We start from the raw sequence: 25,968 nt of genomic DNA on the forward strand, positions 1-25,968 counted from the left end.
CCGTGGCGGCCACCGACACCGTGGCCGCGGCCCGGCCGGAGGTTACCCTTCGGGCATCATGCCTGCGACGAGAATGACGGGACCGCAACGGGTTCCGCCCGGGGAGGCGCTGACCGGCACGCGGGTGTTGGCGATCCTGCGCGGCCGCGGCGCCGACCACCTGGACACGGTGGTGGACGCGCTCGTGGAGTGCGGCGTGCGCTGCCTGGAGATCACCATGAACACGCCGGGCGCGCTGGAGGCGGTGCGCCGCGCCACGGAGCGGCACGGCTCCGCCGCCGAGGTCGGCGTGGGCACGGTGCGGCGCGCCGACCAGGTCGGCCCGGCCGCCGAGGCCGGCGCGCGGTTCGTGGTCACCCCGGGCACCGACCCGAGGGTCGCCGCCGAGGTCCACCGGCACGGCCTGGCCTACTACCCGGGCGCGTTCACCGCGACCGAGGTGCTGACCGCCTGGGACCTCGGCGCCAGCGCGGTCAAGGTGTTCCCGGCCGGCCTCGGCGGCCCCTGCTACATCCGCGAGCTACGTGCCCCGCTGGACGACGTGGCGCTGATCCCCACTGGCGGGGTGACCGTCGAGCAGGCGGCGGACTACCTGGCCGCCGGGGCGCTCGCGGTGGGCATGGGCGGCCCGCTGCTCGGCGACGCGCTGCACGGCGGCAGCCTCGCCGGGCTGCGCGAGAGGGCCCGCACCGTGCTCGCCGCGCTGGGCGGCGCCCCGTGACCCGGCCGCTGGTCACCCTCGGCGAGACCATGGCCGTGCTGTCCCCCCCGGCGTCGGGCGGCTGCGCCACGCCCCCATCCTCGACCTCGGCGTGGCCGGCGCGGAGTCGACGGTGGCCATCGGGGTGCGCCGGCTCGGCGGCCGCGCCGCCTGGGTGGGCCGGGTCGGCGACGACGAGTTCGGCCAACTGGTCCGGGCCACCCTGGCCGGCGAGGGGGTGTCCGTGGATCACGTCGTGGTGGACGCCGCGGCCCGCACCGGGCTGATGGTCAAGGAGCGGCGCACCGCCACCGCCACCCGGGTCGTCTACTACCGGTCCGGCAGCGCCGGCTCCCGGCTGTGCCCGGACGACGTCGACGCCGAGTTGGTGCGCTCCGCCGGGATCGTGCACCTGACCGGGATCACCCCGGCGCTCAGCGACACGGCCCGCGCCGCGGTGTACGCGGCGGTGGACGCCGCCCGCGCCGCCGGGGGTGCCGATCTCGCTGGACGTCAACTACCGGCGCGCGCTGTGGGAGCCGGACGCCGCCGCCTACCTCGCCGAGTTCCTCGCGGGCGCGCCGGTCGAGGACCGTCTGGACGCGGCTGCCGCGGCCGGCGCGTTCGCGGTGGCCGCCGCCGGCGACTGGGAGGGCCTGCCCGACCGCGCGGAACTGGCCGCGACCGGCGCCGCGGACGTCACCCGCTGATCCCACCGGGCGGCCGCTCGTGTCGGCGACGTTTCGCCGATGGCACGGCCGTGCTACGCGACGAGAAACCGTGTTACGGAACCGGGAAACATGGCCCGCGGCCCCGGTTGCTCCGGCTAGCATCCCTGTCCTCGGCCAAAGGTGCTACTCCGGCGCGCGGCCGGCGTTCGGCAAAGGGCTCGAACCCACAACGAGGTGGACACAAAATTGTGTGGGGCGCCGATGTAACTCGATTGCCGCCTGCGCGGTCATAGGGCTTGGTGCTACATGTAGAAGAGGGACAATTTTATCTGTGCGCCGGGGCACTGACGAGGACGCCACCGACAAGGATCAGGTGTTCGCCGAAGCGTGGACTGCGGCGTGGAGAGAGGGGGCCCGGGATGGCCCAGAACATTGTCGACCGTAGAGACCAGCCGACCCCGCTGTGCGCGCAGTGCGGCAAGGTGCTCCCACCGGACGGCCCTTCGCCCGATTTCTGCAACGAGTCCTGCCAGCAGTGGTGGTACGCCAAGCGCTCGGACAAGAAGGCCGCCTGAACTCCGAGGCGGTCCGTCCTGCGCGCCGGCCGCCCCATGTAGCGGCTCGGACCAGCGGCAAAAGCGGTTTGCGGTCATCGGAGATCCCGGAACAGCCGCGGATTCGGCGTCCGTACGTTCGTTTTGCATGCCGTGACACGCCGGCGCCGGGCGGCGGTTCAGTCCTCGGCGCGGGTGGTGTGCGCGGTGAGCAGCGCGCGGGCCAGTGACCCGTCGCAGACCAGCATGAGGGTGGCCGGCGCGGGCAGCCGCTGGAACCGACCGCCCAGCCGCCGGGCCAGGTCGCGGACCAGTTCCTCGCCGGTGATCTCGACGTCCACCGAGGGCAGCCCGCCGACCAGCGGCACCACCTCGACGTCGTAGCCGCCCCTGTGCGGCACGTGGCTGACCAGCGCCCGCAGCGTCCTACCCCAGGACACGCCGAGCCGCCCGCCGGCCGGCACGTTCTCCACCAGCCAGCGCGCACCCAGGTCGCCGACCTTGGCCAGGGACCGCTCGCCGCCGTCGGTGTCGGCCACCCGGCAGTCGCGCAGGCCGAACGTCTCCTCCAGGCGGCGCTCCAGGTCCATGTCCCGCCCGGACGGTCGTGGATCCGGATCTCCACGATGCCGCGCTCCCGGGCCGCGGTGAGCATCCGGGACACGTTCGACCGGCTCAGCCCCAGCGACTGCGCGATCTCCTGCTGGGAGCGGTTCTCCTCGTAGTACATCCTGGCTACCGTGAGGAGGATGTCCTGGTCACGAGGCGGCGGCATGACCCACTTCCGGCTTTCGGGTGCTCGTGGCGCCGACAGGATGCCGCTCGGGTCGGCCCGGGAAAACCTGACACGCCCGCCGGGCCGGTCAGGCCCGGTCGACCCCGTCCCCGGCGCCCCCGGCAGGGCTAGTATCCGCGCCGTGGCGGGCACTGATCGGGCCGCGGCGGGCGGCCGGCGGAACGGCCCCTCGGCCGCGGCGATCGTCCTGGCCAGCGGCAGCGGCACCCGGGTAGGCGCGGACCTGAACAAGGTGTACCTGCCGCTCGCCGGGCGCCGCCTGGTCTCCTGGTCGGTCAACACTCTGGCCGGCGTCCCGGAGATCGGCTTCGTCGTGCTGGTCATCCGGCCCGAGGACGCCCGGCACGCCCGGTGGGTGCTGGACCGGGAGATCGACGCCGAGGTTGAGGTCGTGCACGGCGGCGCCACCCGCCAGGAGTCCGAGCTGTGCGCGCTGCGCCACCTCGCCGGGCGCATCGACGCCGGGCAGATCGACACGGTGCTGATCCACGACGCGGCCCGCCCGCTGGTGGGCGACGCGCTGGTGGCCGCGGTGCTGCACGCCGCCCGCGAGCACGGCGGCGCCGTACCCGGCGTGCCCCGCGACGACCTGGTCGCCGTGACGCCGGAGGGCGACCAGGTCACCGAGGTCCCGCGGGAGCGCCTGGTCGCCGTGCAGACCCCGCAGGGCTTCCGGGCCGCTCCGCTGCTCGCCGCGTACGAGGCGGCGGCCCGGGAGGGGTTCGTCGGCACCGACACCGCGTCCTGCATGGAGCGGTTCTCCGACGTCGCGGTGCGCGTGGTCGCCGGGGACGAGCGGAACCTCAAGGTCACCTACCCGCACGACCTGCTGGTCGCCGAGAAGGTCCTGGCCAGCTCCGGCGGCGCGGCCGCCGACCGCGAAGAGTAGTCGCGTCATGCGTGTGTCAAGCCGCGTGAGCCAACGCGACCATGTCGCGCGCCGCGGGACGTGACCGGGGCGCTCTGGTCCGCCCCGGCGACGCGACCGTGGCCGCGCGAGAACTCGCGGAAAGGGAGGCGGCATGACGGACGGCACCGCCCACCTCGTGGTCGATCCGGACTTCCGCATCGGCGCGGTCGACCCGCGGCTGTTCGGCACCTTCGTCGAGCACATGGGCCGCTGCGTCTACACCGGAATCCACGAGCCGGACCATCCCACCGCGGACCGGCACGGCTTCCGCGGCGACGTCGCCGGCCTGGTCCGCGAACTCGGCCCCACCGTGGTCCGCTACCCGGGCGGCAACTTCGTGTCCGGGTACCGCTGGGAGGACGGTGTCGGACCGGTCGCCGACCGTCCCCGCCGACTGGACCTCGCCTGGCGCAGCATCGAACCGAACACCGTGGGCGTCAACGAGTTCCTGGGCTGGGCGCGCGGGCTGGACCTGGAGCCGATGATGGCGGTGAACCTCGGCACCCGCGGCATCGACGCGGCTCGCGACCTGGTCGAGTACTGCAACCACCCGGGCGGCACCGCACTGTCCGACCTGCGCATCGCCCACGGCGTCAAGGAACCGCACGGGGTGCGGCTGTGGTGCCTGGGCAACGAGCTGGACGGGCCGTGGCAGATCGGCCACAAGACCGCCGACGAGTACGGCCGGCTCGCGCTGGAGACGGCGAAGGCGATGCGGCAGGTCGATCCGTCGATCGAACTGGTCGCGTGCGGCAGTTCGAACTCCCGGATGCCCACGTTCGGCTGCTGGGAGGCCACCGTCCTCGGGCACACCTTCGACGAGGTCGACTACATCTCGCTGCACGCCTACTACGAGGAGGTCGGCGGGGACCGGGCCAGCTTCCTCGCCTCGGCGGCGGACATGGACGCCTTCATCGACGCCGTGGTGGCCACCGCCGACCACGTGGCCGCCCGCCGGCGCAGCCGCAGGCGGCTGCGGCTGTCCTTCGACGAGTGGAACGTCTGGTACTACTCCCGCTTTCCGGGCGAGCGCCACCTGGAGTGGGCGCACGCGCCGCGGCTGATCGAGGACACCTACTCGGTGACCGACGCGGTGGTCGTCGGCTCGCTGCTGATCAGCCTGCTGCGGCACGCCGACCGGGTGGGCGTGGCCTGCCAGGCGCAACTGGTGAACGTCATCGCGCCGATCCGCACCGAGCCGGGCGGTGCGGCATGGCGGCAGACCACGTTCTACCCGTTCGCCCAGGCCGCCCGGCACGCGCGCGGCACCGCGCTGCGCACCGAGGTCCGCGGACCCCGGCTGGAAACCGCGAAATACGGCGGCGTCACCGCCGTCGACGCGGTGACCACCCACGACGAGGACACCGGCGAGCTGACCCTGCTGGCGGTCAACCGGGACCAGAACGCGCCGCGACGCCTCGAGGCCGCCCTGCGCGGCTTCCCCGCCGCCTACCGCGTGGTCGAGCACACCGTGCTCGCCGACCCCGACCCGGACGCGGTGAACACCGCCGACCACCCGGACCGGGTGGTACCCCGGCGCGTCACCGGCGCCGGGATCACCGGCGCGACCCTGCACGCCGAACTGCCCGCCCTGTCCTGGAACGTTCTCCGGCTCGCCCCACGGCCCTGACCGTCAGACCGGTTGCCGCCGGGCGGCCGCCGAGTGTCCCCCGCCGGCGTCCCGGTCGGTGCCCGGCCGGACGACGTCCGCGACCACGCAGGCGATGTTGTCCGGGCCACCGGCGGCGACGGCCGCCTGGACGAGCCGGCCGACCGTGGTGTCCGGGTCGTCGCCGCCGGCCAGCACCTCGTGCAGGGTGGCGGTGTCCAGCACCGTGTGGAGGCCGTCGGAGCACAGCAGGTAGCGGTCACCGGGCCGCGCCTCGTGCAACCGCAGGTCCGGCTCGGCGCCGCGGCCGGCGTGCAGCGCCCGCAGCAGGATCGCCCGCTGCGGGTGGGACATCGCCTCCTCGGGGGTCAGCCGACCCTCGTCCACCAGCGACTGCACCACGCTGTGGTCGTGGGTGATCTGGAACAGCTCGCCGTCACGCAGCAGGTACACCCGGGAGTCACCGACGTGCACCAGGGCGAGCTGGGACCCGGACCACAGCATCGCGGTCAACGTGGTGCCCACGCCGGCAAGGGCCGGGTCGGACGCGCCCAGCTCGCGGATCGCGACATCCGCGTTGTGCACTGCGTCCTGCAACGCGTTGAGCAGGTCGCCGGCGGGCACGCCCGACTCCAGCGGTTTGAGCGCCTCGATGGCCACCGCGCTGGCCGGCGGGGCGCCGTAGGGTCCGAACCCGTCCGCGACCGCGAGCAGCCGCGACCCCGCGTAGGCGAAGTCCTGGTTGGACTCCCGGACGAGCCCACGATCGGTGCGCACGGCGTAGCGGATGGCCAGCCCGGTGGGTTCCTCGGTCATCTCGGTGTCCTTTCCGGAACTGTCCTTTCTGGACAGCTGGTCGGTGAGGAAGGCGGCCAGGTTGCGCCGGGACTCGATGTCCACCTCGACCTGGCGCCAGTACGCGGCCACCTCACGGGCGGCGTCCGCCGGCGGCAGCTCGCACACCACCCGGATCCGGGCCAGCGGCATGCCCAGCCGCCGCAGCCAGGCCACCAGCCGGGCCACCTCGAGCTGGTCCGGGTGGTAGAAGCGGTACCCGGACACCGGGTCCACCCGCACCGGGCGGAGCAGCCCCAGCTCGTCGTACAGCCGCAGGGCCTTCGGCGACAGCCGGGACGCCCTCGCGAACGCCCCGATGGTCAGCAGTCCCATCCTGCCCTCCTCGACCGGGCACCTCGCCCGGCGCCACCCACGCTGCAGCCTGCCCCAGGGTGAAGGTCAAGCGCGGCTGCTCCCGCCGGTGCGGCGCGCGGCCGTGCCGGCCCGCGGCGCGATGTGCCAGGGTCGGTGCATGGCCGAACCCTTCGTGCACCGGCTGCGGGTCCGCTACAGCGAGTGCGACCAGCAGGGCTGGGTCTTCAACGGGCACTACCTGTTCTTCTACGACGTGGCGGTCACCGAGCTGTGGCGCGCGCGGGTCTGCCCGTACCAGGAGATGATCGACAAGGGAGCGGACCTGGTGGTCGCTGAGGTGCGGCTGAACTTCCGGCAGGGCGCCCGGTTCGACGAACTGCTGGACATCGAGATGAACATCCGCCGCCTGGGCATCACCAGCATGATCGTCGACCCGGTGTTCCGGGTCGGCGACCGGCTGATCGCCGACGGCGAGGTGCGGCACGTGTTCATCGACCCGGCGACCAAGCGCAAGACGCCGATCCCGGACTACGTGCGCACCGCCCTCGGCGGCTGAACGGCCGCCGAGGGCACCGGCTCGGCGCGTCAGGCCGTGCCGCACGCGGCGTCCACGATGCCGGCGATACCGCGCGCGATGCGGTCGGCGGCGCGCTCCGGATCGTCCGGCTGGCCGGCATCCAGCCACGCGATGGTCGCCTCGATGGCAGTGGCGGTCTGCCCCGGGACGCGCGCAGCGACATCGAGATCGGCGGGGTCACCATTCGCGCCGGAGACGCCGTGCTGCTGTCCGTGGGCGCGGCCAACCGGGACGGCCGGGCGTTTCCCGAGCCGGACGCCTTCGACATCGGCCGGCCGCGCGGCAATCCGCGCCTGGCCTTCGGCCACGGCGCCCGGTACTGCATCGGCGCCACCCTCGCCCGCATCGAGCTGACCGCGGTGTTCCAGCGGCTGTTCCGGCGGTTGCCCACCCTGGCGCTCGCCGTCGACCCGGCCGAGTTGCGGTGGCGCGACCGCCTGCTCACCGGCGGGCTCGCCGAACTGCCGGTCACCTGGTGACCGTGGTTCAGACCCGCTCGCCGGCGGCCAGGTCGAGGTTCTGCGGGCCGATGTCGGACAGCGCCCGGTCGTAGACCCGCAGCGTGTCCAGGGCGATGCGGTCCCAGGAGTAGCGGGACCGCGCCCGGTCGACGCCGGCCGCGCCGTACGCCTCGCGGGTCGCCGGGTCGGCGAGCAGCCGGCGCAGCGTCGCGGCCAGCTCGTCCGGTTTGCGCGGCGGCACGAGCCGCCCGGTGACCCCGTCCACGACGGTGTCCACCAGGCCGCCGACCGCGCCGGCCACCACGGGAACACCGCAGGCCATCGCCTCCAGCGGCACGATGCCGAACGGCTCGTACCACGGCGTGCACAGCACCAGGTCGGCGGAGCGCAGCAGGGCCGGCATGTCATCGCGGGAGACCTGGCCCAGCATGCGCACCCGGTTGGACACGCCCAACGTCTCGGCCAGCTCGCGCAGCCGGGCGGCTTCCGGGTCGTCGGCCAGCCGGCCGCGTTCCGGCCCGCCGGCGATGACCAGCTCGGTGTCCGGCACGCCGCGCAGCGCCTCGATCGCGGTCGAGAAGCCCTTCCGGGGCACCAGCCGGCCGACCGTGACGATCCGGTACCGGGCGCGGCGTTCCGGGAAGTCGCCGCGCGCCGGGCGGTCCGGGGTGAACCGCTCCAGGTCCACGCCGCACGGCACCACCGACATCCTGGCCCGCGGGATGCCCATGCGGGCCAGCTCGAACACCTCGTCGGAGCAGGTGGCCGCGATCCGGGACATGCTGCGGCCGATGGCGCGTTCCAGGTTGATCCGCTCGGGCGGGCTGGTGTCGGCGTCGCCCTGGTGCCGCCGCTTCACCACGCCCAGCGCGTGGAAGGTCTGTATCACGGGAACGCCGGAGGGCCTGGCGGCGAGCAGCGCGGCCAACCCGGACATCCAGAAGTGCGCGTGCACCATGTCCGGCCGGCCGGCCCGCCAGGACCGTTCCAGGCGCCGGCCGAACTCCTCCATGTGCGGCAGCAGCTCGTCCTTGGGCAGCCGGCGGGCGGGCCCGGCGGGCACGTGCACCACCCGGTAGCCGGCCTCGGCGCGCACCTGCTCCGGCGGGTCGGGGTCGTCGCGGCGGGTGTACACGGTCACCTCGTGGCCACGGCGGACCAGTGCCGCGGAGAGTTCGGCCACGTGCAGGTTCTGCCCGCCCGCGTCCACCTCCCCGAGCGCGGCCAACGGGTTGGCGTGCTCGGACACCATCGCCACCCTCATCGGTTCACCTCCGTCTCGGCCCTCGCCGCGGCTTCGCGCGCGACCGCGATCGGCCCGCCGGCGCGCAGCGTCCGGGCGAGCAGCGAATCCCACCGGTGCAGGAACGCCTGCAGCCCGTGGTGCGCGAGCGCGAACTCGCGCGCGTGCTTGCCCATGCGCCGGGCGGTGTCCGGATCGTCGATCAGTTCCCGGACCGCGCCGGCCAACTCGCCGACGTCGGCGGAGACGGCGCCCGCCTCCGGCGGCACCGCGCGGGGCGCCTCGGTGCTGGCCACGGCGACCACCGGCATGCCCAGGTGCATCGCCTCGATCAGCGACAGGCCCAGCGACGTCCACCGCGCCGTGTGCAGGTACACCCGGTGCCGCGCCAACTCGGTGGCCAGCGTGCCGGAGTCCAGGTCGCCGACCGGGCGCAGCCGCCGCGGGCCGACGCCGGTGCGCTCGTTCAGCCCGGTCAGGCGCATGCCGTAGACGTCGAGCGGGGCGGCCTCGGCGAGCGCCGGCAGCAGGTCGGTGCCGGTGACCCGCCACCGGCGGATCGGCTCGTTGATCACCACGGCGGCGCGTTCCAGCTCGCCGGTGTAGCGCTCGCCCGGATCGACCACACCGTGCGGGATCACCGCGGTGGGCGCGCGGCCGGAGTCCCACATCAGCTCGTTGAAATGAGTCACGTGCACCAGCGGGATGTCCGCGCGGTCGGCGAGCGGGTGCCGCGTGTTCGGCACGTCGCCGCGTGGCGTGTTGTGCTCCACGTACACGGCGGGCAGGTCCCGGCCCGGCCGCCGACCCGTCCACCGCTCGGTCAGCTCCAGCTCCTCGGGGCGCTGCAGCAGCACGACGTCGACGTCGGTGTCGCGCAGGTCCTTTGGGGTCACCTCGCGCGCGCCGCGCGGCCACGGCCGGCCGCAGCGGCCACGGCCCCACGGCCCGCCCTCGGGCAGGGTGGGCAGCAGGTAGGTGTGCCCGCCCTGCACGAACGACGTGGTCCAACTGCCGTGCACGTGCCAGAGCAACACCCGCAGGCGCCGCGTCATGGCCGGTGCGGTCGGCACGGTCGTCATGGCCAGAGTGATTTCCGAGCCGCGCCCAGTTAAACCCCGGACCGCCAGTCAATTACCGAGCGCGGTCGAGTGCGGCGCGGCCCTCAGTCCCGCCGTTCCCCGCCATACCAGGGCGAATCCGGGGCTGCGGCATCCGGTGTGACGTTCGGCTATGGCGGGTAACTCCATAGTGGAACGGGCGCCCGTTCTGCCCGGCGGCACGGCCGGCCGGGCGTCGCCGGTGACGCATCGTGGAGGAGGCCAACTCGTGAGCACGATTACCGAATGGGTTGACGTCGACGTGCCGGTGCACACCGCGTACAACCAGTGGACGCAGTTCGAGTCGTTCCCCGAGTTCATGTCGGGTGTGCAGCAGGTTCGGCAGATCGACGACACGCACACGCACTGGGTGACGCGGGTCGGCCGGGCCACCCGCGAGTTCGACGCGACGATCACCGAGCAGCACCCGGACGAGCGGGTCGCCTGGACCACCGAGCGGGGTCCGAAGCACGCCGGTGTGGTCACCTTCCACCGGCTCGGCGAGGGCACCACCCGGGTCACCGCGCAGATGGAGATCGACCCGCAGGGTTTCGTCGAGCAGGTCGCCGACAAGGTCGGCATCCTGGACCGTCGCGTCAAGGGCGACATGAAGCGGTTCAAGGAGTTCATCGAGCGGCGCGGCCGGGAGACCGGTGCCTGGCGGGGCGACGTGCCTCGGCCGGGCGACTGACGCAACGGGCGACCAGCCGCCGATCACGCATGGGGGCTCCGCGGCGCGGAGGAAACATCACGTGTGGGCTTGCCCACACGGCACGCGCGAAACGTCGCGGGTTCACCGGCGGTCGGCGCGGGGACCGTCCGCCCCGCCGGTGCCGTCCGGTTCGTCCTGGTCGCCGGGGGTGCCGATGCCGGTGTGGACCCACCCGGTGCCGCACAGCGTGTCGGGGTCCAGCAGGTTGCGGGTGTCCACCACGGCGGCGTGGTCGGCCAGCGCCGCGAGCGTGGCCCAGTCCAGGTCGCGGAACTCCGGCCACTCGGTGAGCAGCACAATGCCGGCGGCATCCTTGGCCACCAGGTACGGATCGTCGACCAGCGCGATGCCGTCCAGGTCGGGGTGGCCGGCACCGCCGGCCCTCGGGTCGTACGCGGTGAGCACGGCACCCGCGCGGGACAGCTCGGCGGCGACCGCCAGCGCGGGGGAGTGCCGCAGGTCGTCGGTGCCCGCCTTGAACGTCAGGCCGAGCAGGCCGAGCCGGACGCCGGCCAGCGAGCCGCGCGGCGACCCGGTGACCGCGCGGCGCACCTTGCGCACCACCCGCTCGCGCTGCGCCACGTTCACCGCCACCGTCTCCCGCAGCAGCCCGAAGTCGACGCCGGCCGCCTCCGCGGTGCGCAGCAGGGCGCTGGTGTCCTTGGGCAGGCAGGAGCCGCCCCAGCCCGGTCCGGGAGCGAGAAACGCCGGCCCGATCCGGTTGTCCAGCCCCAGCACCCTGCCGACGGCGCGGACGTCCGCGCCGACCCGCTCGCACAGTTCGGCCAGCGCGTTCACGTAGGACAGCTTGAGCGCGAGGAAGGCGTTGCTGGCGTACTTGGCCAGCTCCGCGCTGGCCGGGTCGGTGCGCAGCACGGGAGCGTCCAGCGCGGCGTACAGGCCGACGACGCGGGCGGCGGCACCGGTGTCCTCGGTGCCGACCACGATCCGGTCCGGGTGCAGGAAGTCGTGCACCGCGTGGCCCTCGCGGAGGAACTCGGGGTTGCTCACCACCGGGACGTCCGAGCGGCCCAGCAGCTCACCGGCGCGTGCGGTGGTGCCGACCGGCACCGTCGACTTCATCACCACGACGCAGCCGGGGGCCAGCACCCCGGCCAACTCGCCGAGCGCGGACTCCAGCACGGACAGGTCCGCGACCCCGGCCTCGCCCATCGGGGTGGGCAGGCACAGCAGCACCACCTCGGCGTCGCCGAGGGTGCTCGCGTCGGTGGTGAACTCGAGCCGCCGCGCGGCCAGCCCCTCGGCGACCAGTTCGGCCAGGCCGGGTTCGGCGATCGGCACCTCACCATGCCGCAGACCGTCCACCTTGGACCCGTCGACATCGACGCAGATCACCCGGTTTCCCAGGTGGGCCAGGCATGCGGTGGTGGTCAGCCCCACGTACCCGGCGCCGACCACGCCGATGACCGGATCACGCATGGGCCACGCTCCCTCGCACCAGTCGTCGCGCCGCGGCCAGCACCCGGTCGGCGTGCAGCAGCAGCAGGCCGGGGAACGGCCGGTCGCCGTGTGGGTCGCCGACGTCGCCGACCCACAGCACGACGTGCTGCGGCGCGTCCCTCGGCGGCCCCCACAGCCGGGGCGGGGTCGGCCCGAACAGCAGCACGGACGGCGTGCCGAACGCGGTGGCCAGGTGACCGACCCCGGTGTCCCCGCAGATCACCAGGCGGGCGCCGGCCACCAGCGCGGCCAGACCGGCGAGCCCGGTGCGCCCGGCGAGCACCGCGTCGTCGCCCAGACCCGCACCGGCGGCCACCTCGGCGGCCAGGTCACGTTCCGCGGCGCTGCCGGTGACCACCACCCGGTGCCCATCGCCGGCCAGCCGTCGGGCCACCAGGGCGTAGCGGTCCGCCGGCCAGCACCGGGCCGGGAACGCCGCGCCCGGGTGGACCACCACCGCGCCCGGCGCCGGGCTCGGCGTGCTCGGTGGCGGCAGCCGCAGGTCGGCGCGGTCGGCGGGGACGCCGAAGAACTCCAGCAGCCGGCACCACCGGTCGACCTCGTGCAGCCCGTCCTGCCACGGCGGGCCGGGCAGGTCCGGGAAGTCCGGGTGGGCGTGGCTGGCCACCTCGGCGGGGTGCTGGGCCAGCACGTCGCGGATGCTGCGCGGACCGCGCCCGTGCAGGTTCACCGCCAGCCGCGGCGGGTTCGGCCACGGCCAGCGCAGCGCGCCGAGCCCCGGCGTCGGCAGCCCCTCGTCCACCGCGCCGACCATCGCCACGATCTCGGCGAGCCCGCTCGGCGCGGCCAGCACGATCCGCTCACCCGGGAAGGCCCGGCGCAGCGCGCGCAGCGCGGGCACCGCGGTGAGCAGGTCACCCAGCCCCAGCGCGCGCAGCACGAGGATGCCCCGGTTTACGGCCACGATCCCTCTTCCGAATGGCAGACCACCATCTCACGCACCTCACAGCCGGCCGGCTGGCGCAGCGCGAAGATGACCGTCTCGGCCACGTCCTCGGGGCGGTTCAGCTTGGCGTCCTTCGGCGGCCGGTACTTCTCGTCGCGGCCGTCGAAGAACGACGTGTGCATGCCGCCCGGGGTGAGCAGGGTGACGCCGACCCGCCCGGACAGCTCCGCGGCCAGCGCCCGGGTGAACCCGACCACGCCGAACTTCGAGGCGCAGTAGGCGGTCGCGTCGCTGACCGCCTTGACGCCCAGGGTCGACCCGCAGGTCACGATCGTGCCGTGGGAGCGCTCCAGGTAGGGCAGTGCGGCGCGGACCACCGCGGCGGTGCCCAGCAGGTTCACCTGCACCACCCGCTCCCAGTCCTTTGTGGACACCGAGTCGAGGGTGCCCGGGTTGTCGATGCCGGCCGCGGTGAACACGCCGTCCAGCCCGCCGGCCCGCTCGGCCAGTTCGGTGACGGCGTTCTCCGCGGCGGCCGAGTCGGCCAGGTCGGCGACCACGTGCTCCACGCCGGCGGACGGCGTGACCCGGTCGATCACCAGTGGGGTGCCGCCGTGCGCGCGGACCGCGGCCACGGTCGCCGCGCCGAGCCCGGAAGCCCCACCGGTGATCAGCACGTTACCCAACGGTTTCATCGCGCTCCTTTCCTGCGAGATCTCAAGCGCCGGCCTGTGCGGCGGCGACGATGCGGGTGGTCGAGTAACCGGCGACCGTGGGGATCAGTACCACGTCGCCGCCGTGCCGGCGCACGGTCGCCGCCTCGGGCAGGTCGGTGTCGGCGTAGTCGCCGCCCTTGACCCACACGTCCGGGCGCAGCCGGTCCAGCAGCGCCTCGGGCGAGGACTCCTCGAAGGTCACCACGGCGTCCACCGACTCCAGTTCGGTGAGCAGCCGCGCCCGGTCCTCGGCCGGCACGATCGGCCGGCCCGCGCCCTTCAGCCGGCGCACCGACGCGTCCGAGTTGAGGCACACCACGAGGGCGTCGCCCAGCGCCCGCGCCCGGCGCAGCAGGCTGACGTGGCCGGCGTGCAGCAGGTCGAAGCAGCCGCCGGTGGCGACCAGCCTGCCCCCGGCGCGGCGCACCCGCGCGGCCAGTTCGAACGCGTCCCGCGGTGCCCCGGCCTGCTGCCGCGGCTGGCTCAGCGCGGTGTCCGCCTCGGCCGGCACGGACAGCGCGGTGGCCCCGCCCGCGGCGACGAACCGGGCCGCCGCGTCCACCGCCCCGGTCACCGCCTCGGCCACCGACGCCCCGTCGAGCAGAGCGGCCGTGGCCGCGGTGGCGAACCGGTCGCCCGCGCCGCAGGTGTCCGGCCGCGCCGAGCCCGTCACCCGGGACGCCGACGGCACCGGCACCCGCCGCGCCGGCTCCTCGCCGGCCACGGCCAGCAGCGCACCCCGCGAGCCGACGGTGACCGCGACGCCGGTGCAGCCCCAGCGCTCGCGCAGCGTCATGGCGGCCTGCTCCGCGGCCGTGTCATGTCCGGCGAAGCCGGCCGCCTCGGACTGGTTCGGGGTGGCCAGCCGCAGCCCGGGAACCGGCGCGGCGCCCCGCGGGTGCGGGTCCCACACCACCGGAATCCGCGGTGCCACCTCGGCGAGCAGCCGCCGGAGGTCCGGGTGCCCGGTGAGGCCGCGGCCGTAGTCGGCGACCAGGATCGCGCCGGCACCGCGCAGCACCTCGGCCGCCCGCGGGCCGAGCGGCTCGCCCCCGGCCCTCGCGTCCCCGGAGTCGAACCGGACCAGGGACTGGTCGGCGGCGCGGACCCGCGTCTTGCACACCGTGGCACCGCGCGCCGGCAGCCGCACCAGCTCGGCCTCGCCGGCCAGCAACTGGGCGAGCCGCCGGCCGGCCGGGTCGTCGCCGACCGCGGTGACCAGGACCACCTCGGCCGCGGAGCGGGCGGCCAGCAGCGCGGCCAGCCCGGCGCCGCCGGGCCGGTGCCACTCCCGGGCCACGTCCACCACCGGTACCGGCGCCTCCGGGCACAGCCGGTCCGCGGTGCCCTCGATGTCGGCGTCCAGCAGCGCGTCGCCGACCACCACCAGCGGACCGCCGCTCATACCGGTACACCCAGCGCGTCGTCGAGCGCCAGGCACAGCGCGTGCACCAGCGCCAGGTGGACCTCCTGGACGGTGGCCGTGGTCGGCGCGTCCACCGCGATCGCGTCGTGGCACAGCGCGGCCAGCGGGTTGGGCGCCGGCCCGGTCAGCGCCCAGGTGGTCACCCCGATCTCGTGCGCGCTCTTCGCCGCGGCCACCACGTTCTGGCTGCCGCCGCTGGTGGACAGCGCCACCAGCACGTCACCCGGGCGGCCGTGCGCGCGGACCTGGCGGGCGAAGAACTCCGCCTCGCCGTAGTCGTTGATGATCGCGGTGCCGGACGACGTGTCGGCGTGCAGTGCGATCGCGGACAGCGGCCGGCGGTCGGTGCGGAACTTGCCGACCAGCTCACCGGTGAGGTGCTGGGCCTCGGCGGCGCTGCCACCGTTGCCGCAGGCCAGCAACCGGCCACCGGCGCCGAGCACGGCGGCGAGGTGCCGCCCCCATGACTGGACCTTGGGCGCGGCGAAACGCATCCGTTCCGCCGCGGCGCCGAGGGCGGCGAAGTGTTCTTCGATCACGGCAGAGCTCCCCTCCTCCGGCGGCGCCGCGGCGCGGCCCGCTGGTTCCTCGGCCGGCCGCGTGGCGGCGCCGGTGGCCGCGGTGGACGCCGTGACGCTCGCGACCGCCGCGACGACCTGTTCGGGTTCGATCGAGTCGAGGCACGGGTGGCCGGCCACCGGGCAGGTGCGCGCCCTGCTGCCGCGGCACGGCGCGTGCTGGTCGCCGAGCAGCACGGTGGGCACGCCGTACGGCGCCCACCGCTCGGCCGGCACGACCGGAGCGAACAGCGACACCACCGGCGTGCCGACGGCCGCGGCCAGGTGCGCCGGTCCGGTGTTCGGCGCGACCACCGCGGCCGCCCCGTCCAGGACGGCGGCCAGTTCGGCCAGGTCGGTGCGGCCGCCGAGGTCCACACCCGCGTCCCCGGCCACCCGGGCGGTCAGGGCGCACTCCGCCGGGGCGCCGGTGACCAGCACCCGGTGGCCGGCCGCGGCGAGCGCCGCGACGAACGCGGCACACCGGTCGGTGGCTGGTTGCCGGGCCGGGACCGACGCCCCCGGGTGCACCACCACGTAGCCGGGTGCGCCGGTGAGCGCGGAGACGTCCGGCAGCGGGCGGCGCACCTCGAGCCGGCCGCCGTCACCGGGCGGCAGGTCGAAACCGGCGGCGCGGGCCAGCGACAGCGCCCGCTCCGCCTCCGGCGGGTCACCGGTGACCCCGTGCCGCAGGTCCAAAAGCGACCCCGGGTAGTTCTCGCTGATCGCGCCGATCCACGGCACTCCGGCCATGCGCAGCGCCATGGCCAGCGGCAGCGGCGACTGGTGGAACGAGGTGAGGATCAGCGCCGTGTCCGGCCGCACCGCACGGACGCGCGCCACCAGGTCGTCGACGTGACGCCGGCTGAGTTCCGGGGGTTCCGGGTCGATCCACGGCGCGCACCACTCGATCACCGCGTCGACGCCGGGCAGCAGGTCGGCGGCGGCCCGGCCGCGCGGGCCGGCCAGCAGGGTGACCGAGTCGGCGTGCGCCGCGACCGCGCGCACACACGGGCCGGCGAGCAGCACGTCTCCGGCGTTGTCCAGGCGGGCCACCAGAACCCGGCCGGTCATGGCCGGCCCCCCAGCGCCAGCCGCACGGCATCGTCCAGGTCCGCGGCGAGGTTTCCGGCGCGCCGGGCGCACTCCACCTCCTCGGGGCGGGTCCGGTCGGTGGGCACCAGCACGCCCCGCGCCCCCGCCGCCTCGGCCGCGGCCACGTCGGCGCCGATGTCGCCGATCACCACGCAGCGCCGCACGTCCACACCCAGCGCCTCGGCGGCCCGCCGCACCAGGCCGGGCCGCGGCTTCCGGCAGTCGCAGCCGTCGTCCGGGTCGTGCACGCACACCTGCCAGGTGCCGAACGGGCCGAGCAGTTCCGCGACCCGGGCGTTCACCGCGGCGAGCTGCTCCTCGGTGATCAGGCCGCGCGCCACGCCGGACTGGTTGCTGACCACGCCGATCGGCACGCCGGTGTTCCGCAACGCGTCCAGTACCTTGTCGGCGCCCGGCACCGGCCGCACCAGGTCGGGCTCGGTCAGGTAGGGCACGTCCTCGATGAGCGTGCCGTCCCGGTCGAACAGCACCGCCGACGTGTTTCCTCCCGCGGAGGCGGCGGATGGCACCGCCGACGTGTTTCCTCCCGCGGAGGCGGCGGATGGCACCGCCGACGTGTTTCCTCCCGCGGAGGGGGCGGGCGGCACCGCCGAGCGCACCCGGAGTTCACCGCGCAGCCGGTGCGCGCAGGCCACTGGCGGGATGAGCACGCTGGTCAACGCCATCGTCGCGACCTCGTCGCAAGTGCGCGGGCCGGGCAGGATGCGGCGCAGCGCGAACTCCACGGTGAGCGCCGTCCAGGTCGCCGCGGCGGCCAGCGCGGCGCGTTTCCGGCCGGCCGCGCCGAGCGCCAGCGCGCCCAGCGCCGCCGCGGTGGTGGCCGCGTGCGGGCCCAGCCGGCCGCGGCCCTCGCCGATCCGCCGCCGCCAGTGCCGGCCGTGCTTGCGGCGCATCAGCGCGTTGTCCGCGTTGCCGCGCTGGGCGCGGACGCTGGCCAGCGGGCCGCCGGCGCGGGCCGGGTGCGTGGTGACCCGCTCGCCGGTGACGATCCGGTACCCGGCCCGGCAGACCCGCAGCGCCAGGTCCGCGTCCTCCCGGTAGGCGCGGGGGAAGCGCTCGTCGAAGCCGCCGACCGCGGCCAGCGCGGCCCTGCGGTAGGCCATGTCCGCGGTGATCCACCGGGCGCCGGCCAGCGCCGCGGTGCCGCGCTCGTCGTCGGTGGGCCGCCGGTCCGCGGGCAGCGGCACCTCGATGCGCGCCTGGCAGGCGGCCACGTCCTGGGGCAGGTCGCGCAGGTCCGCCACCAGCCTGCGCGGCCAGTCCGGCGGGGTGAGCACGTCGTCGTCCAGGAACGCCACCCACTCGGTGCCGGCCAGCCGCCAGCCCGCGTTGCGCGCGGCGGCCGGGCCACCACCGCCGGAACGCATCACGCGCAGCGGCGCGTGAGTGTCCGGAACGGACAGTGGCTCGCCGGAAGGCCGGTCGTCCACCACGACGATCTCCGCCGGGCGCGGTCCCCCGGCACGGTCCAGGGCGCGCAGCAGCGCGGCGAGGTTGTCCCGCCCCGTCGTGGGGATCACGATGGTGTACCCGGTCACGAGGCCGCCTCCGCTGGGAAGAGCACGTCGGCGGTTCTGTCTGCCGCCTCCGCTGGGAAGAGCACGTCGGCGGGGCGTCATGGCCGGCGCACCACGAACGGTCCGATGGCCAGGATGTCCACAGGGGACGATCCGAAGCACTCCAGGGCGTCCCTTGGGTCGTCCACCATCGGCCGGCCCGCCGTGTTCAGGCTGGTGTTCACCACGGTCGGCAGCCCGGTGCGTGCCTCGAACGCGTCCAGCATGCTGGCCAGCAGCGGCTCGGCGTCCGGGTCGACGGTCTGGATCCGCGCGGTACCGTCCACATGGGTCACCGCGGGAATGCGGTCCCGCCACGCCTCCGCCACGTCGTGCACGAAAAGCATGTACGGGCTGGGAATCGGGCCGCGGCCGAACAGTTCGGCGGCCCGGTCCAGCCGCACCATCGGCGCGATCGGGCGGAAGGTCTCCCGGCCCTTCACCGCGTTCAGCCGGTCCAGGTTCTCCGGCTTGCCGGGATGGGCCAGCAGCGAGCGGTGGCCGAGCGCGCGGGGGCCGAACTCGGCGCGGCCCTGGAACCAGGCCACGATCGCGTCGCCGGCCAGCGCGTCGGCGACCGTGGTGGCCACGTCACGGGGCCGCTCGTAGCGCAGCTTGGCCCGCCGCAGCCAGGCTTCCAACTCGTCGTCCGTCCACTCACGACCCAGGTCGGCGCCGGCCATCGGGGCGGCCGGCTCGCCGGCGTCGGCGGCCAGTTGCAGGGCGCAGCCGAGCGCGGTGCCGGCGTCGCCGGAGGCGGGCTGTACCCAGACGCGGTCGAACGGTCCCTCGGCGTGCAGCCGGGTGTTGGCCACGCAGTTCAGCGCGATGCCGCCGGCCAGGGCGAGGTTGCGCTGCCCGGTGCGCTCGTGCAGCCAGCCGGCCAGTTCCAGCAGCACGTCCTCCAGCCGGCGCTGCACGCTCGCCGCGAGGTCGGCGTGCTCCGGCAGCATGCCGCCGTCGGCGGCGCGGGCCGGGGCGAACCGCGACCAGTCGATCTTCTCGGTGCGGAATCCGCCGTCACCCGTGGTGTAGAGGAGGTCCTCGAACTCCGGCAGGAAGCGTGGCGTGCCGTAGGAGGCGAGCGCCATCACCTTGTACTCGTCGCTGGAGCGGGCGAATCCGAGGTGCGCGGTCAGCTCCTCATAGGTGAGTCCAAGCGAGTGCGGCAGCCGCTGGCTGGCCAGCTCCTCCAGCTTGCCGTCCCGGTACTCGCCGGCCAGGTACGAGGTGCTCTCCCCGCGGCCGTCGGCGATCAGCACGGCGGTGTCCCCGAACGGGGCCGCCAGCGCGGCGGAGGCGGCGTGCGCCACGTGGTGCCGGACGAACCGTACGATGCCCGGTTCCAGGCCGGGCAGCGCCGTCTTCAGAAACGACGGGGCGCGCCGCACATAGGTGGTGCGCAGTTCCTCCCACCCCGGGTCGATGCCGGGCAGGTCGTGGTCCACCAGGGACGGGTCGTAGGAGTAGCCGACCGCGTCGAGTTCCTCCGGCGCGATGCCGGCGGTGCGCAGGCACCAGGCCATCGCCTGCTCGGGGAGTTCCCAGGCGGAGAAGGGCACCGGCCGCTTGCCGTGCTTGCGCCGGTTGAACCGTTCCTCCTCAGCGGCGGCCACGATCTCGCCGTCCACCACCAGCGCGGCGGCGGGATCGTGGAAGACGGCGTTGACACCGAGTACGCGCACCTGCCACCTCCGGACCTCTGGCTCTTCTCCGGTCGCTCCCTCGCCGGTCGCCGAGAGTCGTGGAGCCGCGTCTGGGGTGCCCGACCGCGTGCTCCGCGTCCGCGCTCTCGCTCCGCGCTCCGCCTCGCGGTCCTCGCGTGGGTTTCGCGCGGTGTTCGCTCCATAGCGCTACCCGGCGTGTCGGTAGCTAAACGGCAGACGGGGAAAACCCCAGGACGTCGCTACTCAACGAAGCGACGCGCGGGAGCCGGGGCGGGCCGGCAGCCCGGTCTCGGCGAACCAGGCGAGGGTGCGCCGCAGCCCCTCGGAGAAGCCCACCTCGGGTCGCCAGCCGAGCGCGGCGCGGGCCAGCGTGATGTCCGGGCAGCGGCGCTTCGGGTCGTCCACCGCGGCCGCCACCCGGCGGATGGGGGAGCTGCTACCGGCCAGCGCGCGGATCTCCGCCGCGATGTCCCGCACCGCAAGCTCGTGCGGGTTACCGATGTTCACCGGTCCCGGGTGGTCGCTCGCGGCCAGCGCGAGCAGGCCGCGCACCGTGTCGTCGACGTAGCAGATCGACCGGGTCTGCGCCCCGGTGCCGGTGACGGTGAGCGGCTCGCCGGCCAGCGCCTGCCGGATGAACGTGGGCACCATCCGCCCGTCGTCGCCGCGCATCCGCGGCCCGTAGGTGTTGAAGATCCGGGCGATCGCGGTGTCCGTGCCGCGCTCCCTGCGGTACGCCGCGGTCACCGCCTCGGCGTAGCGTTTGGCCTCGTCGTACACGCTGCGCGGGCCGATCGGGTTGACGTTGCCCCAGTAGCCCTCCCGCTGCGGATGCCGCCGCGGGTCGCCGTACACCTCGCTGGTCGACGCGAGCAGGAACCTGGCCCGGTGCCGGTCGGCGAACTCCAGCGCGTGCATGGTGCCGAACGCGCCGGCGCGCAGCGTCTCGATGGCCAGCCGCTGGTAGTGCCGGGGCGACGCGGCGGAAGCCAGGTGCAGCACCGCGTCGCACGCGTCCAGCGCCGGCCACGGCTCGGTGACGTCGTGCTCGACCAGCCGGAAACCCGGGTGGTCCCGCAGGTGCGCGACGTTGTCGTGGTGGCCGGTGGCGAAGTTGTCCAGCGCGACCACCTCGACGCCCTCGGCCAGCAACCGCTCGCAGGTGTGCGAGCCGAGAAAGCCGGCACCGCCGGTGACCAGGGCCCGGCTGAACCGTCCTCGGAGGCGTTCCCGCACGGCCGATGACTACCCAGCCGGCCGATGCGCAAACGGTTAGGTGAGTGGTCGCGGCGGGTACGCGGCTGACATGCGGGTACTGGTCACGAGTTGGGCGAGTTTCCTGCACGGCGAGGCGACCGCGGGTGACGTGCTCGGCGTGCGCCGGGTGCGGGAGGCGCTTGCCGCGCAGGGGATTCCCAGCGACGCAGCGTGGAGTCCGGGTTTCGTGCCCGGCGGGCTGCGGCTGGAGGACGCCGACCCGGCGCGGTACACGCACCTGGTGTTCGTCTGCGGGCCGGCGCACGGCTGGCAGGTGCGCGAGCTGCACGAGCGGTTCGCCGCGTGCCACCGGATCGCGGTCGGGGTGAGCGTGCTCGACCCGGCCGATCCCGCGGTCGCCGGTTTCCACCGGGTGCTGCCCCGTGACGACGCCAGGGTGGCCCGCCCGGACCTGTCACTGGGCACCCGGACCGACGCGGTGCCGGTGGTCGGTGTGGTGCTCGCCCCCGGCCAGGGGGAGTACGGCGAGCGCGGCCGGCACGAGCGGGTGCACGCCGCGGTCACGCGGTGGCTGGCCACCCTGGACTGCGCGCGGCTGCCGCTGGACACCCGGCTGGACGCCACGCAGTGGTGGTCGTGCGCCACCGCCGACCAGTTCACCTCCGTGGTGTCCCGGCTGGACGCCGTGGTCACCACCCGGCTGCACGGACTGGTGCTGGCGTTGCGCGCCGGCCGGCCCGCCCTGGCGGTGGACCCGATCGCCGGCGGCGGCAAGGTGACCGCCCAGGCGCGGGCGCTGGGATGGCCGGCGCTGGTCGCCGCCGACGAGGTGGAACGTCCCGGGCAGTTGGACCGCCGGTGGCGCTGGTGCCTGTCCCGGCACGGCCGGGCGTGGGCGGAGCGCATCGCCACCCGGTCGCCGAGCGCGCCGGCCGCCTCGCACACCGAGGACGAGCGGATCGTCGCCTACCCCGACGACACGCTGGTCGCCGAACTGGTGCGGGACCTGGTCGCCGCGAGGCAGCCGGCATGACGCGGGCGCGGACCACGGTGGTGATCGCCACCCGCGACCGGGCCGGCGAGCTGTGCCGCACCGTCGACGAGTTGCTCACACTGCGGCCGCGGCCGCCCGTCGTGGTGGTGGACAACGCCTCGTCCGACGACACACCCGTCCGTATGCGGAACGTCACGCGCCGCTGGCCGAACGTGCGGCTGATCCGGCTGTCGCGCAACGAGGGGGTGGCCGCCCGCAACGTCGGCGTGCGGCACGCGGAAACGCCGTACGTGGCGTTCAGCGACGACGACTCGTGGTGGGCGCCGGGCGCGCTGCCGCTGGCCGAACGGCTGCTCGACGCGCACCCCCGGGTCGGCCTGCTCGCCGCGCGCACCCTCGTCGGCCCGGAGCAGCGGGAGGACCCGGTGTGCGCGCTGATGGCGGACAGCCCGCTCGGCCGGGTCGACGGTGAGCCGGGCCCGGCGGTGCTCGGTTTCCTCGCCTGCTCGGCGGTGCTGCGCCGGCAGGCCTTCCTGGAGGCCGGCGGGTTCAGCCCGCTGCTGCACTTCGGCGCCGAGGAGACGCTGCTCGCCTACGACCTGGCCGCGCGTGGCTGGGCGCTGTGCTATGTGGACGCGCTGGTTGCGCACCACCACCCGTCCCGGCGCCGGATCGACCCGGCCACCCGCCGGGCCCTGGAACTGCGGAACAACGCGCTGATCACCTGGATGCGGCGGCCGGTGGCGGACGGCGTGGCCGCGGCGGTGCGGCTGGTCCGGGACGCGGTGCGCGACGGGTGGCGCGACCCGGCCGCGCGCCGGGCGGCCACCGGCGCGTTCCGCCGGCTGCCGCACGCCCTGGCACGGCGCCGCCCGCTGCCCGCAGAGGTGCGGCGGCGGGCCGGCGTGCTGGCCGCGGCCCGCGGAGGGGAATGAGCATGCGGCCCCGGACCACCGTCGTGGTGATCACCCACAACCGGCGCGACGAGCTGCTGCGCACGTTGCGGCACATGACCGCGCTGCCGGACGGGATGCCCGTGGTCGTGGTGGACAACGCCTCCACCGACGGCACCGCCGACGCCGTGGCGCGGCAACATCCGGACGTCGAGCTGATCCGCGCCGAGCAGAACCTGGGCGCCGTGGCCCGCAACGTCGCCGTGGACCTGATCGGCACACCGTACGTGGCATTCTGCGACGACGACACGCGCTGGCAGCCGGGCGCGCTGACCCGCGCGGCCGACCTGCTCGACGCCCACCCCGGGCTGGGCGCGGTCACCGGACGCTGCCTGGTCGAACCGGACCTCGCCGAGGACCCGATCATCCCGGAGCTGCGCGAGTCACCGGTGCCCGGCCCGGACTGGTTGCCCGGTCCGGCGCTGCTCGGCGTGCTGGCCGCGCTGTCCACCTTCCGGGTCAGCGCGTTCCGCGAGGTCGGCGGGTTCTGCCCGCGGCTGTGGCTGGGCGGCGAGGAGGAGTTGCTCGCCCTGGACCTGGCCGCGCGCGGCTGGTGGATGTGCTGGGCGGAGGACGTGGTGATCCACCATGCCCCCTCGAGCAGCCGTGACTCCCGCCGCCGCCGGCAGCTCGGCATCCGTAACACGCTGTGGACCCTGTGGCTGCGCCGCCCGTGGCGCAGCGCGTGGCGGCGTACCCGCGCGGTGCTGGACTCCGCGCCCCGGGACGCGGCCACCGCCGCCGCGGTGGCCGAGGCGCTGGCCGGGTTGCCCTGGGTGCTGCGCCACCGGCGGGTGGTGCCGCCGCGCGTGGAGGCCGGGCTGGTGCTCCTGGAGGACGCGCAACGCCGATCGACGGCGCGCCGGTACGTCGGGTGAATGCGGGTTGGCTGATCATCAGCCGTGGCGGACGGACTGCCGCTGCGGCCACCGCTTGTCCGGTTCACCGGGCTCGGTCGGCAGGCCCGCGTGACCGGCCATCGTGACTTCCTTGCGGACGTATCCGAACGAGGTCAGGCCCTCGTCCAGGGTGCGGCTACGGCCGGGCGTTGTGGCATGCCGCGATGGCGTGGGGGGAGGCACACGGCGCGCGGTACCAGCTCCTCCAGACGGCCACGGGCTCGACGTCGGAGTGGCTGTGCCTGGTTCAGTTCGAGCGGCAAGCCCGCCTCGGTGCCGGCCTGCAAGCCCTTGAGGAACCGCACGAACGCCCCGCGTCGCTTGGTCGTCGTGTCGTAGGACTCCTCGGTAGCCCCGTAGACGGGCAGGGTGATCCGGTAGGACCGGCGCGTGGTCAGCAGCTCCAGTACCCGGGGGTCGGACAACCGGGAGCCGTTGGAGCTGATCTGAATCATCATGCCGAGGTCCCACGCCAGGGCGTAGCTGTTCCGGAACCCGTTGTCGATCAGCGGTTCGCCGCCGGTCATCTGGAGCCAGAGCACGCCGGCCTCCCGCATGAGGTGGAGCAACTCTTGACGCTGCGTCCACCCGAGACCCGCGAACCGCTTCTCGCCGAGGTAGCAGAACGGAACGGGCAGTCATAGTTGCACCCGAGGTTCAGTTCCCAGGACGCCCACCAAATTAGTCATTGCACGAACACCTTCCTTCGAGGCCCCGGCTGGCGGGTTTCCGCTGGTCAGGGCCTTTTTTGTGTCACCTGCTGCCTCGGCTGTGTCGTCGTCGGTGTGGGGTTGGGGGATGCGGAAGACGGGGACGAGGGTGCTGGGGCTGGTGATCTTGATTCCGGCGATCAGCGTCTCGATCAACGCTTTGCGGGTCTGGTCGGTGCCGGAGTCGATGATGTGGGTGATGTGCTCGGCGACTTCGGCGAGGGTGGCGGTGTCGGGCACGGCTGGTTCGGTGTCGAGTGCGGTGGCCAGTTCGTCGCGGCGGGCGGCGAGTTGCTTGCTGGTGGCGCGTAGCTCGGCGAGGCGTTGGCCGACCAGCTCATCGTCCAGCGTGCCTTTCTCGAACGCGGTGAGGTAGCGGTCGATCTTGCCGTTGGTCTCGGCGATCTTGGCTTCGACGCTGGCCAACTCGGCTTGCTGGGTGTGCTGCCCGGCGTGGTGTTGCCGCTGCGCTTCGGCTACGGCGTCGGCGATGAGCGTGTGGTGGTCGCGGTAGAACCGGGAGAGCGCATCCAGCACGGCCGCCTCGACGGCGTCGGCGTTGAGCCGGTGGCCGTCGCATTTGGTGGTGTCGTAGCGGGAGCGGGTGAAGCAGGTGTCGTAGCGGTAGACCTTGTTCTTGTCGGTCGCGCGGGTGCCGATCATGGCCTTGCCGCAGGTGGGGCAGCGCATGAGCCCGGTGAGCTGGTAGTCGGAGCCGTTTGCGCGGCGGTGGGCGTGGTCCTCGCCGCGCTCGGCGAGTAGCCGTTGGGCTTCTTCGAAGGTCTCGGTGTCCACGAGGGGGGTGTGGCAGTCGTTCACGGTGATCTCCCGGAACGTCAGTTCGCCGACATAGACACGGTTCGACAGGACTCGCAGGACTTGGAGCGTGTCTCATTTGGCGAGTTTCTTGTAGCAGGTGATGGCTGCGCCGAGGGTGAGGAAGGCGAGGAAGTGGGTGGCTTTGCGTTCGTAGCGGACGGTGAGGCGGCGGTACCCGGTCAGCCAGGCGATGGTCCTCTCGATCACCCACCGGTGTCTGCCGAGCTTGGTCGAGGATTCGATGCCTTTGCGGGCCAGGCGCGGGATGATCCCGCGTTGGCGCGGCCAGGAGCGCGGGGCGGGGATGTCGTAGGCCTTGTCGCCGTGGAGCTTGGCCGGCTTGCGGCGCCGTGGACCGCGGCGGGAGCGGATGGCGGGGATGGCGTTGACCAGGGGTTTGAGTGCTTCGCTGTCGTGGGTGTTGGCCGCCGAGACCGCCACGGTGAGCGGCAGGCCCGCGCGGTCGGAGAGGGTGTGAATCTTC

The 25,968-nt window shown here is 74.4% G+C and carries 26 protein-coding genes and 3 pseudogenes; 12 read left to right on the plus strand and 17 right to left on the minus strand.

The window, feature by feature from the left end; translation table 11 throughout:
- Positions 1-73: 73 nt before the first annotated feature.
- The 4 genes and pseudogenes from FFT21_RS24600 to FFT21_RS28975 all read left to right on the plus strand — a co-directional run bounded on the left by FFT21_RS24600 (position 74) and on the right by FFT21_RS28975 (position 1,946).
- Entirely contained in the window at positions 74-721 is a 648-nt protein-coding gene (locus FFT21_RS24600; RefSeq protein ID WP_137816309.1) for a bifunctional 4-hydroxy-2-oxoglutarate aldolase/2-dehydro-3-deoxy-phosphogluconate aldolase, read from the plus strand.
- Positions 722-845: 124 nt separating this feature from the next.
- A pseudogene (locus tag FFT21_RS30575) lies at positions 846-1,139 on the plus strand (PfkB family carbohydrate kinase); the annotation flags it as partial.
- A 55-nt stretch (positions 1,140-1,194) separates the two neighbouring features.
- Positions 1,195-1,410: a hypothetical protein gene (locus FFT21_RS30580; protein WP_225978727.1), complete on the plus strand. Its 216-nt coding sequence runs from the start codon at positions 1,195-1,197 to the stop codon at positions 1,408-1,410.
- A 380-nt stretch (positions 1,411-1,790) separates the two neighbouring features.
- Positions 1,791-1,946, plus strand: coding sequence for a hypothetical protein (locus tag FFT21_RS28975; RefSeq protein ID WP_153816582.1), 156 nt, complete (start codon positions 1,791-1,793; stop codon positions 1,944-1,946).
- A gap of 158 nt (positions 1,947-2,104) precedes the next feature.
- Here the strand turns inward: FFT21_RS28975 and FFT21_RS24610 are convergent, their stop codons facing one another.
- Both FFT21_RS24610 and FFT21_RS30585 read right to left on the minus strand, forming a co-directional pair.
- The gene (locus tag FFT21_RS24610; RefSeq protein WP_225978720.1) at positions 2,105-2,515 is read right to left on the minus strand and encodes a sugar-binding domain-containing protein; all 411 of its coding nucleotides are present in this window, start codon (positions 2,513-2,515) and stop codon (positions 2,105-2,107) included.
- A gap of 89 nt (positions 2,516-2,604) precedes the next feature.
- Positions 2,605-2,700 (minus strand): annotated as a pseudogene (locus tag FFT21_RS30585) (sugar-binding transcriptional regulator); the annotation flags it as partial.
- A 142-nt stretch (positions 2,701-2,842) separates the two neighbouring features.
- Between FFT21_RS30585 and ispD the strand changes: the two are divergent.
- Both ispD and arfA read left to right on the plus strand, forming a co-directional pair.
- The gene (gene ispD / locus FFT21_RS24615; RefSeq protein ID WP_225978721.1) at positions 2,843-3,610 is read left to right on the plus strand and encodes a 2-C-methyl-D-erythritol 4-phosphate cytidylyltransferase; all 768 of its coding nucleotides are present in this window, start codon (positions 2,843-2,845) and stop codon (positions 3,608-3,610) included.
- A gap of 133 nt (positions 3,611-3,743) precedes the next feature.
- On the plus strand, positions 3,744-5,261 hold the full coding sequence (arfA, locus tag FFT21_RS24620; RefSeq protein WP_137816310.1) for an arabinosylfuranosidase ArfA: 1,518 nt from the start codon (positions 3,744-3,746) through the stop codon (positions 5,259-5,261).
- 3 nt (positions 5,262-5,264) lie between these two features.
- Here arfA and FFT21_RS24625 read toward each other — a convergent pair whose 3' ends face one another.
- Entirely contained in the window at positions 5,265-6,410 is a 1,146-nt protein-coding gene (locus tag FFT21_RS24625; RefSeq protein ID WP_137816311.1) for a MerR family transcriptional regulator, read from the minus strand.
- A 139-nt stretch (positions 6,411-6,549) separates the two neighbouring features.
- Here FFT21_RS24625 and FFT21_RS24630 point away from each other — a divergent pair, with 139 nt between their 5' ends.
- Together FFT21_RS24630 and FFT21_RS24635 are read left to right on the plus strand one after the other, a co-directional pair.
- Positions 6,550-6,948, plus strand: coding sequence for an acyl-CoA thioesterase (locus tag FFT21_RS24630; protein WP_192909731.1), 399 nt, complete (start codon positions 6,550-6,552; stop codon positions 6,946-6,948).
- Positions 6,949-7,106: 158 nt separating this feature from the next.
- Positions 7,107-7,448, plus strand: a complete 342-nt coding sequence (locus FFT21_RS24635) for a cytochrome P450 (protein WP_225978725.1) — start codon at positions 7,107-7,109, stop codon at positions 7,446-7,448.
- Positions 7,449-7,455: 7 nt separating this feature from the next.
- On the opposite strand, the gene FFT21_RS24640 is transcribed toward FFT21_RS24635, so the two are convergent.
- Positions 7,456-8,694 carry a glycosyltransferase gene (locus FFT21_RS24640; protein WP_137816314.1) on the minus strand — a complete coding sequence of 413 codons (1,239 nt, stop codon included), beginning with the start codon at positions 8,692-8,694 and terminating at the stop codon, positions 7,456-7,458.
- Positions 8,691-9,755, minus strand: a complete 1,065-nt coding sequence (locus FFT21_RS24645) for a glycosyltransferase (protein WP_225978722.1) — start codon at positions 9,753-9,755, stop codon at positions 8,691-8,693. The genes FFT21_RS24640 and FFT21_RS24645 overlap by 4 nt, the downstream gene beginning before the upstream one ends.
- Before the next feature lie 247 nt (positions 9,756-10,002).
- On the opposite strand from FFT21_RS24645, the gene FFT21_RS24650 reads away from it, so the two are divergent.
- Positions 10,003-10,464: an SRPBCC family protein gene (locus FFT21_RS24650; protein ID WP_137816315.1), complete on the plus strand. Its 462-nt coding sequence runs from the start codon at positions 10,003-10,005 to the stop codon at positions 10,462-10,464.
- Positions 10,465-10,566: 102 nt separating this feature from the next.
- On the opposite strand, the gene FFT21_RS24655 is transcribed toward FFT21_RS24650, so the two are convergent.
- From FFT21_RS24655 to FFT21_RS24690, 9 genes and pseudogenes are all read right to left on the minus strand, one after another.
- Positions 10,567-11,925 carry a UDP-glucose dehydrogenase family protein gene (locus FFT21_RS24655; protein WP_137816316.1) on the minus strand — a complete coding sequence of 453 codons (1,359 nt, stop codon included), beginning with the start codon at positions 11,923-11,925 and terminating at the stop codon, positions 10,567-10,569.
- Entirely contained in the window at positions 11,918-12,871 is a 954-nt protein-coding gene (locus FFT21_RS24660; RefSeq protein WP_137816317.1) for a glycosyltransferase family 9 protein, read from the minus strand. Before FFT21_RS24660 ends, FFT21_RS24655 begins: the two co-directional genes overlap by 8 nt.
- A complete protein-coding gene (locus FFT21_RS24665) occupies positions 12,862-13,548 on the minus strand; it encodes an SDR family oxidoreductase (RefSeq protein WP_137816318.1) in 687 nt (228 codons plus the stop codon). Before FFT21_RS24665 ends, FFT21_RS24660 begins: the two co-directional genes overlap by 10 nt.
- Before the next feature lie 22 nt (positions 13,549-13,570).
- Complete coding sequence (gene rfaE2 / locus FFT21_RS24670) at positions 13,571-14,974, minus strand: D-glycero-beta-D-manno-heptose 1-phosphate adenylyltransferase (protein ID WP_137816319.1); 1,404 nt, start codon at positions 14,972-14,974, stop codon at positions 13,571-13,573.
- Positions 14,971-15,534, minus strand: a complete 564-nt coding sequence (locus FFT21_RS30035) for a D-sedoheptulose-7-phosphate isomerase (RefSeq protein ID WP_225978726.1) — start codon at positions 15,532-15,534, stop codon at positions 14,971-14,973. Before FFT21_RS30035 ends, rfaE2 begins: the two co-directional genes overlap by 4 nt.
- Positions 15,535-15,627: 93 nt before the next feature.
- Positions 15,628-16,626, minus strand: a pseudogene (locus FFT21_RS30040) (glycosyltransferase family 9 protein); the annotation flags it as partial.
- Positions 16,623-18,206, minus strand: a complete 1,584-nt coding sequence (locus FFT21_RS24680; protein ID WP_137816321.1) for an HAD-IIIA family hydrolase — start codon at positions 18,204-18,206, stop codon at positions 16,623-16,625. The gene FFT21_RS24680 and the pseudogene FFT21_RS30040, both read right to left, overlap by 4 nt.
- Positions 18,207-18,283: 77 nt before the next feature.
- On the minus strand, positions 18,284-19,909 hold the full coding sequence (locus FFT21_RS24685; protein ID WP_137816322.1) for a carbamoyltransferase family protein: 1,626 nt from the start codon (positions 19,907-19,909) through the stop codon (positions 18,284-18,286).
- A gap of 225 nt (positions 19,910-20,134) precedes the next feature.
- On the minus strand, positions 20,135-21,127 hold the full coding sequence (locus tag FFT21_RS24690; RefSeq protein WP_137816323.1) for a UDP-glucuronic acid decarboxylase family protein: 993 nt from the start codon (positions 21,125-21,127) through the stop codon (positions 20,135-20,137).
- Positions 21,128-21,197: 70 nt separating this feature from the next.
- Between FFT21_RS24690 and FFT21_RS24695 the strand changes: the two genes are divergently transcribed.
- Genes FFT21_RS24695 through FFT21_RS24705 form a run of 3 tightly spaced genes read left to right on the plus strand, consistent with a single transcriptional unit; the run spans position 21,198 to position 23,934 of the window.
- On the plus strand, positions 21,198-22,142 hold the full coding sequence (locus tag FFT21_RS24695; protein ID WP_137816324.1) for a polysaccharide pyruvyl transferase family protein: 945 nt from the start codon (positions 21,198-21,200) through the stop codon (positions 22,140-22,142).
- On the plus strand, positions 22,139-23,038 hold the full coding sequence (locus FFT21_RS24700) for a glycosyltransferase family 2 protein (RefSeq protein ID WP_137816325.1): 900 nt from the start codon (positions 22,139-22,141) through the stop codon (positions 23,036-23,038). Before FFT21_RS24695 ends, FFT21_RS24700 begins: the two co-directional genes overlap by 4 nt.
- A complete protein-coding gene (locus FFT21_RS24705; protein WP_137816326.1) occupies positions 23,035-23,934 on the plus strand; it encodes a glycosyltransferase family 2 protein in 900 nt (299 codons plus the stop codon). The genes FFT21_RS24700 and FFT21_RS24705 overlap by 4 nt, the downstream gene beginning before the upstream one ends.
- Before the next feature lie 134 nt (positions 23,935-24,068).
- On the opposite strand, the gene FFT21_RS28980 is transcribed toward FFT21_RS24705, so the two are convergent.
- The 3 genes from FFT21_RS28980 to FFT21_RS24720 all read right to left on the minus strand — a co-directional run.
- Positions 24,069-24,497, minus strand: coding sequence for a radical SAM protein (locus tag FFT21_RS28980; RefSeq protein ID WP_153816583.1), 429 nt, complete (start codon positions 24,495-24,497; stop codon positions 24,069-24,071).
- A 96-nt stretch (positions 24,498-24,593) separates the two neighbouring features.
- Positions 24,594-25,541, minus strand: coding sequence for a recombinase zinc beta ribbon domain-containing protein (locus FFT21_RS24715; RefSeq protein WP_137816327.1), 948 nt, complete (start codon positions 25,539-25,541; stop codon positions 24,594-24,596).
- A gap of 15 nt (positions 25,542-25,556) precedes the next feature.
- The coding region (locus FFT21_RS24720; RefSeq protein ID WP_137816328.1) for an IS5 family transposase at positions 25,557-25,968 on the minus strand (412 nt) is incomplete at its 5' end.

Origin of the sequence: Gandjariella thermophila (genome assembly GCF_005405885.1) — a bacterium.
In the GTDB taxonomy this organism is placed as follows: Bacteria; Actinomycetota; Actinomycetes; order Mycobacteriales; family Pseudonocardiaceae; genus Gandjariella; species Gandjariella thermophila.

Coding starts and splice junctions, on each gene's coding strand:
- FFT21_RS24695 (WP_137816324.1), top strand. CDS start 21,198: ATGCGGGTACTGGTCACGAGTTGGGCGAGTTTCCTGCACGGCGAGGCG.
- FFT21_RS24630 (WP_192909731.1), top strand. CDS start 6,550: ATGGCCGAACCCTTCGTGCACCGGCTGCGGGTCCGCTACAGCGAGTGC.
- FFT21_RS28975 (WP_153816582.1), top strand. CDS start 1,791: ATGGCCCAGAACATTGTCGACCGTAGAGACCAGCCGACCCCGCTGTGC.
- FFT21_RS24665 (WP_137816318.1), bottom strand. CDS start 13,548: ATGAAACCGTTGGGTAACGTGCTGATCACCGGTGGGGCTTCCGGGCTC.
- rfaE2 (WP_137816319.1), bottom strand. CDS start 14,974: ATGAGCGGCGGTCCGCTGGTGGTGGTCGGCGACGCGCTGCTGGACGCC.
- FFT21_RS24655 (WP_137816316.1), bottom strand. CDS start 11,925: ATGCGTGATCCGGTCATCGGCGTGGTCGGCGCCGGGTACGTGGGGCTG.
- FFT21_RS24645 (WP_225978722.1), bottom strand. CDS start 9,755: ATGACGACCGTGCCGACCGCACCGGCCATGACGCGGCGCCTGCGGGTG.
- FFT21_RS24600 (WP_137816309.1), top strand. CDS start 74: ATGACGGGACCGCAACGGGTTCCGCCCGGGGAGGCGCTGACCGGCACG.
- arfA (WP_137816310.1), top strand. CDS start 3,744: ATGACGGACGGCACCGCCCACCTCGTGGTCGATCCGGACTTCCGCATC.
- FFT21_RS24700 (WP_137816325.1), top strand. CDS start 22,139: ATGACGCGGGCGCGGACCACGGTGGTGATCGCCACCCGCGACCGGGCC.
- FFT21_RS24625 (WP_137816311.1), bottom strand. CDS start 6,410: ATGGGACTGCTGACCATCGGGGCGTTCGCGAGGGCGTCCCGGCTGTCG.
- FFT21_RS24640 (WP_137816314.1), bottom strand. CDS start 8,694: ATGAGGGTGGCGATGGTGTCCGAGCACGCCAACCCGTTGGCCGCGCTC.
- FFT21_RS24610 (WP_225978720.1), bottom strand. CDS start 2,515: ATGGACCTGGAGCGCCGCCTGGAGGAGACGTTCGGCCTGCGCGACTGC.
- FFT21_RS24705 (WP_137816326.1), top strand. CDS start 23,035: ATGAGCATGCGGCCCCGGACCACCGTCGTGGTGATCACCCACAACCGG.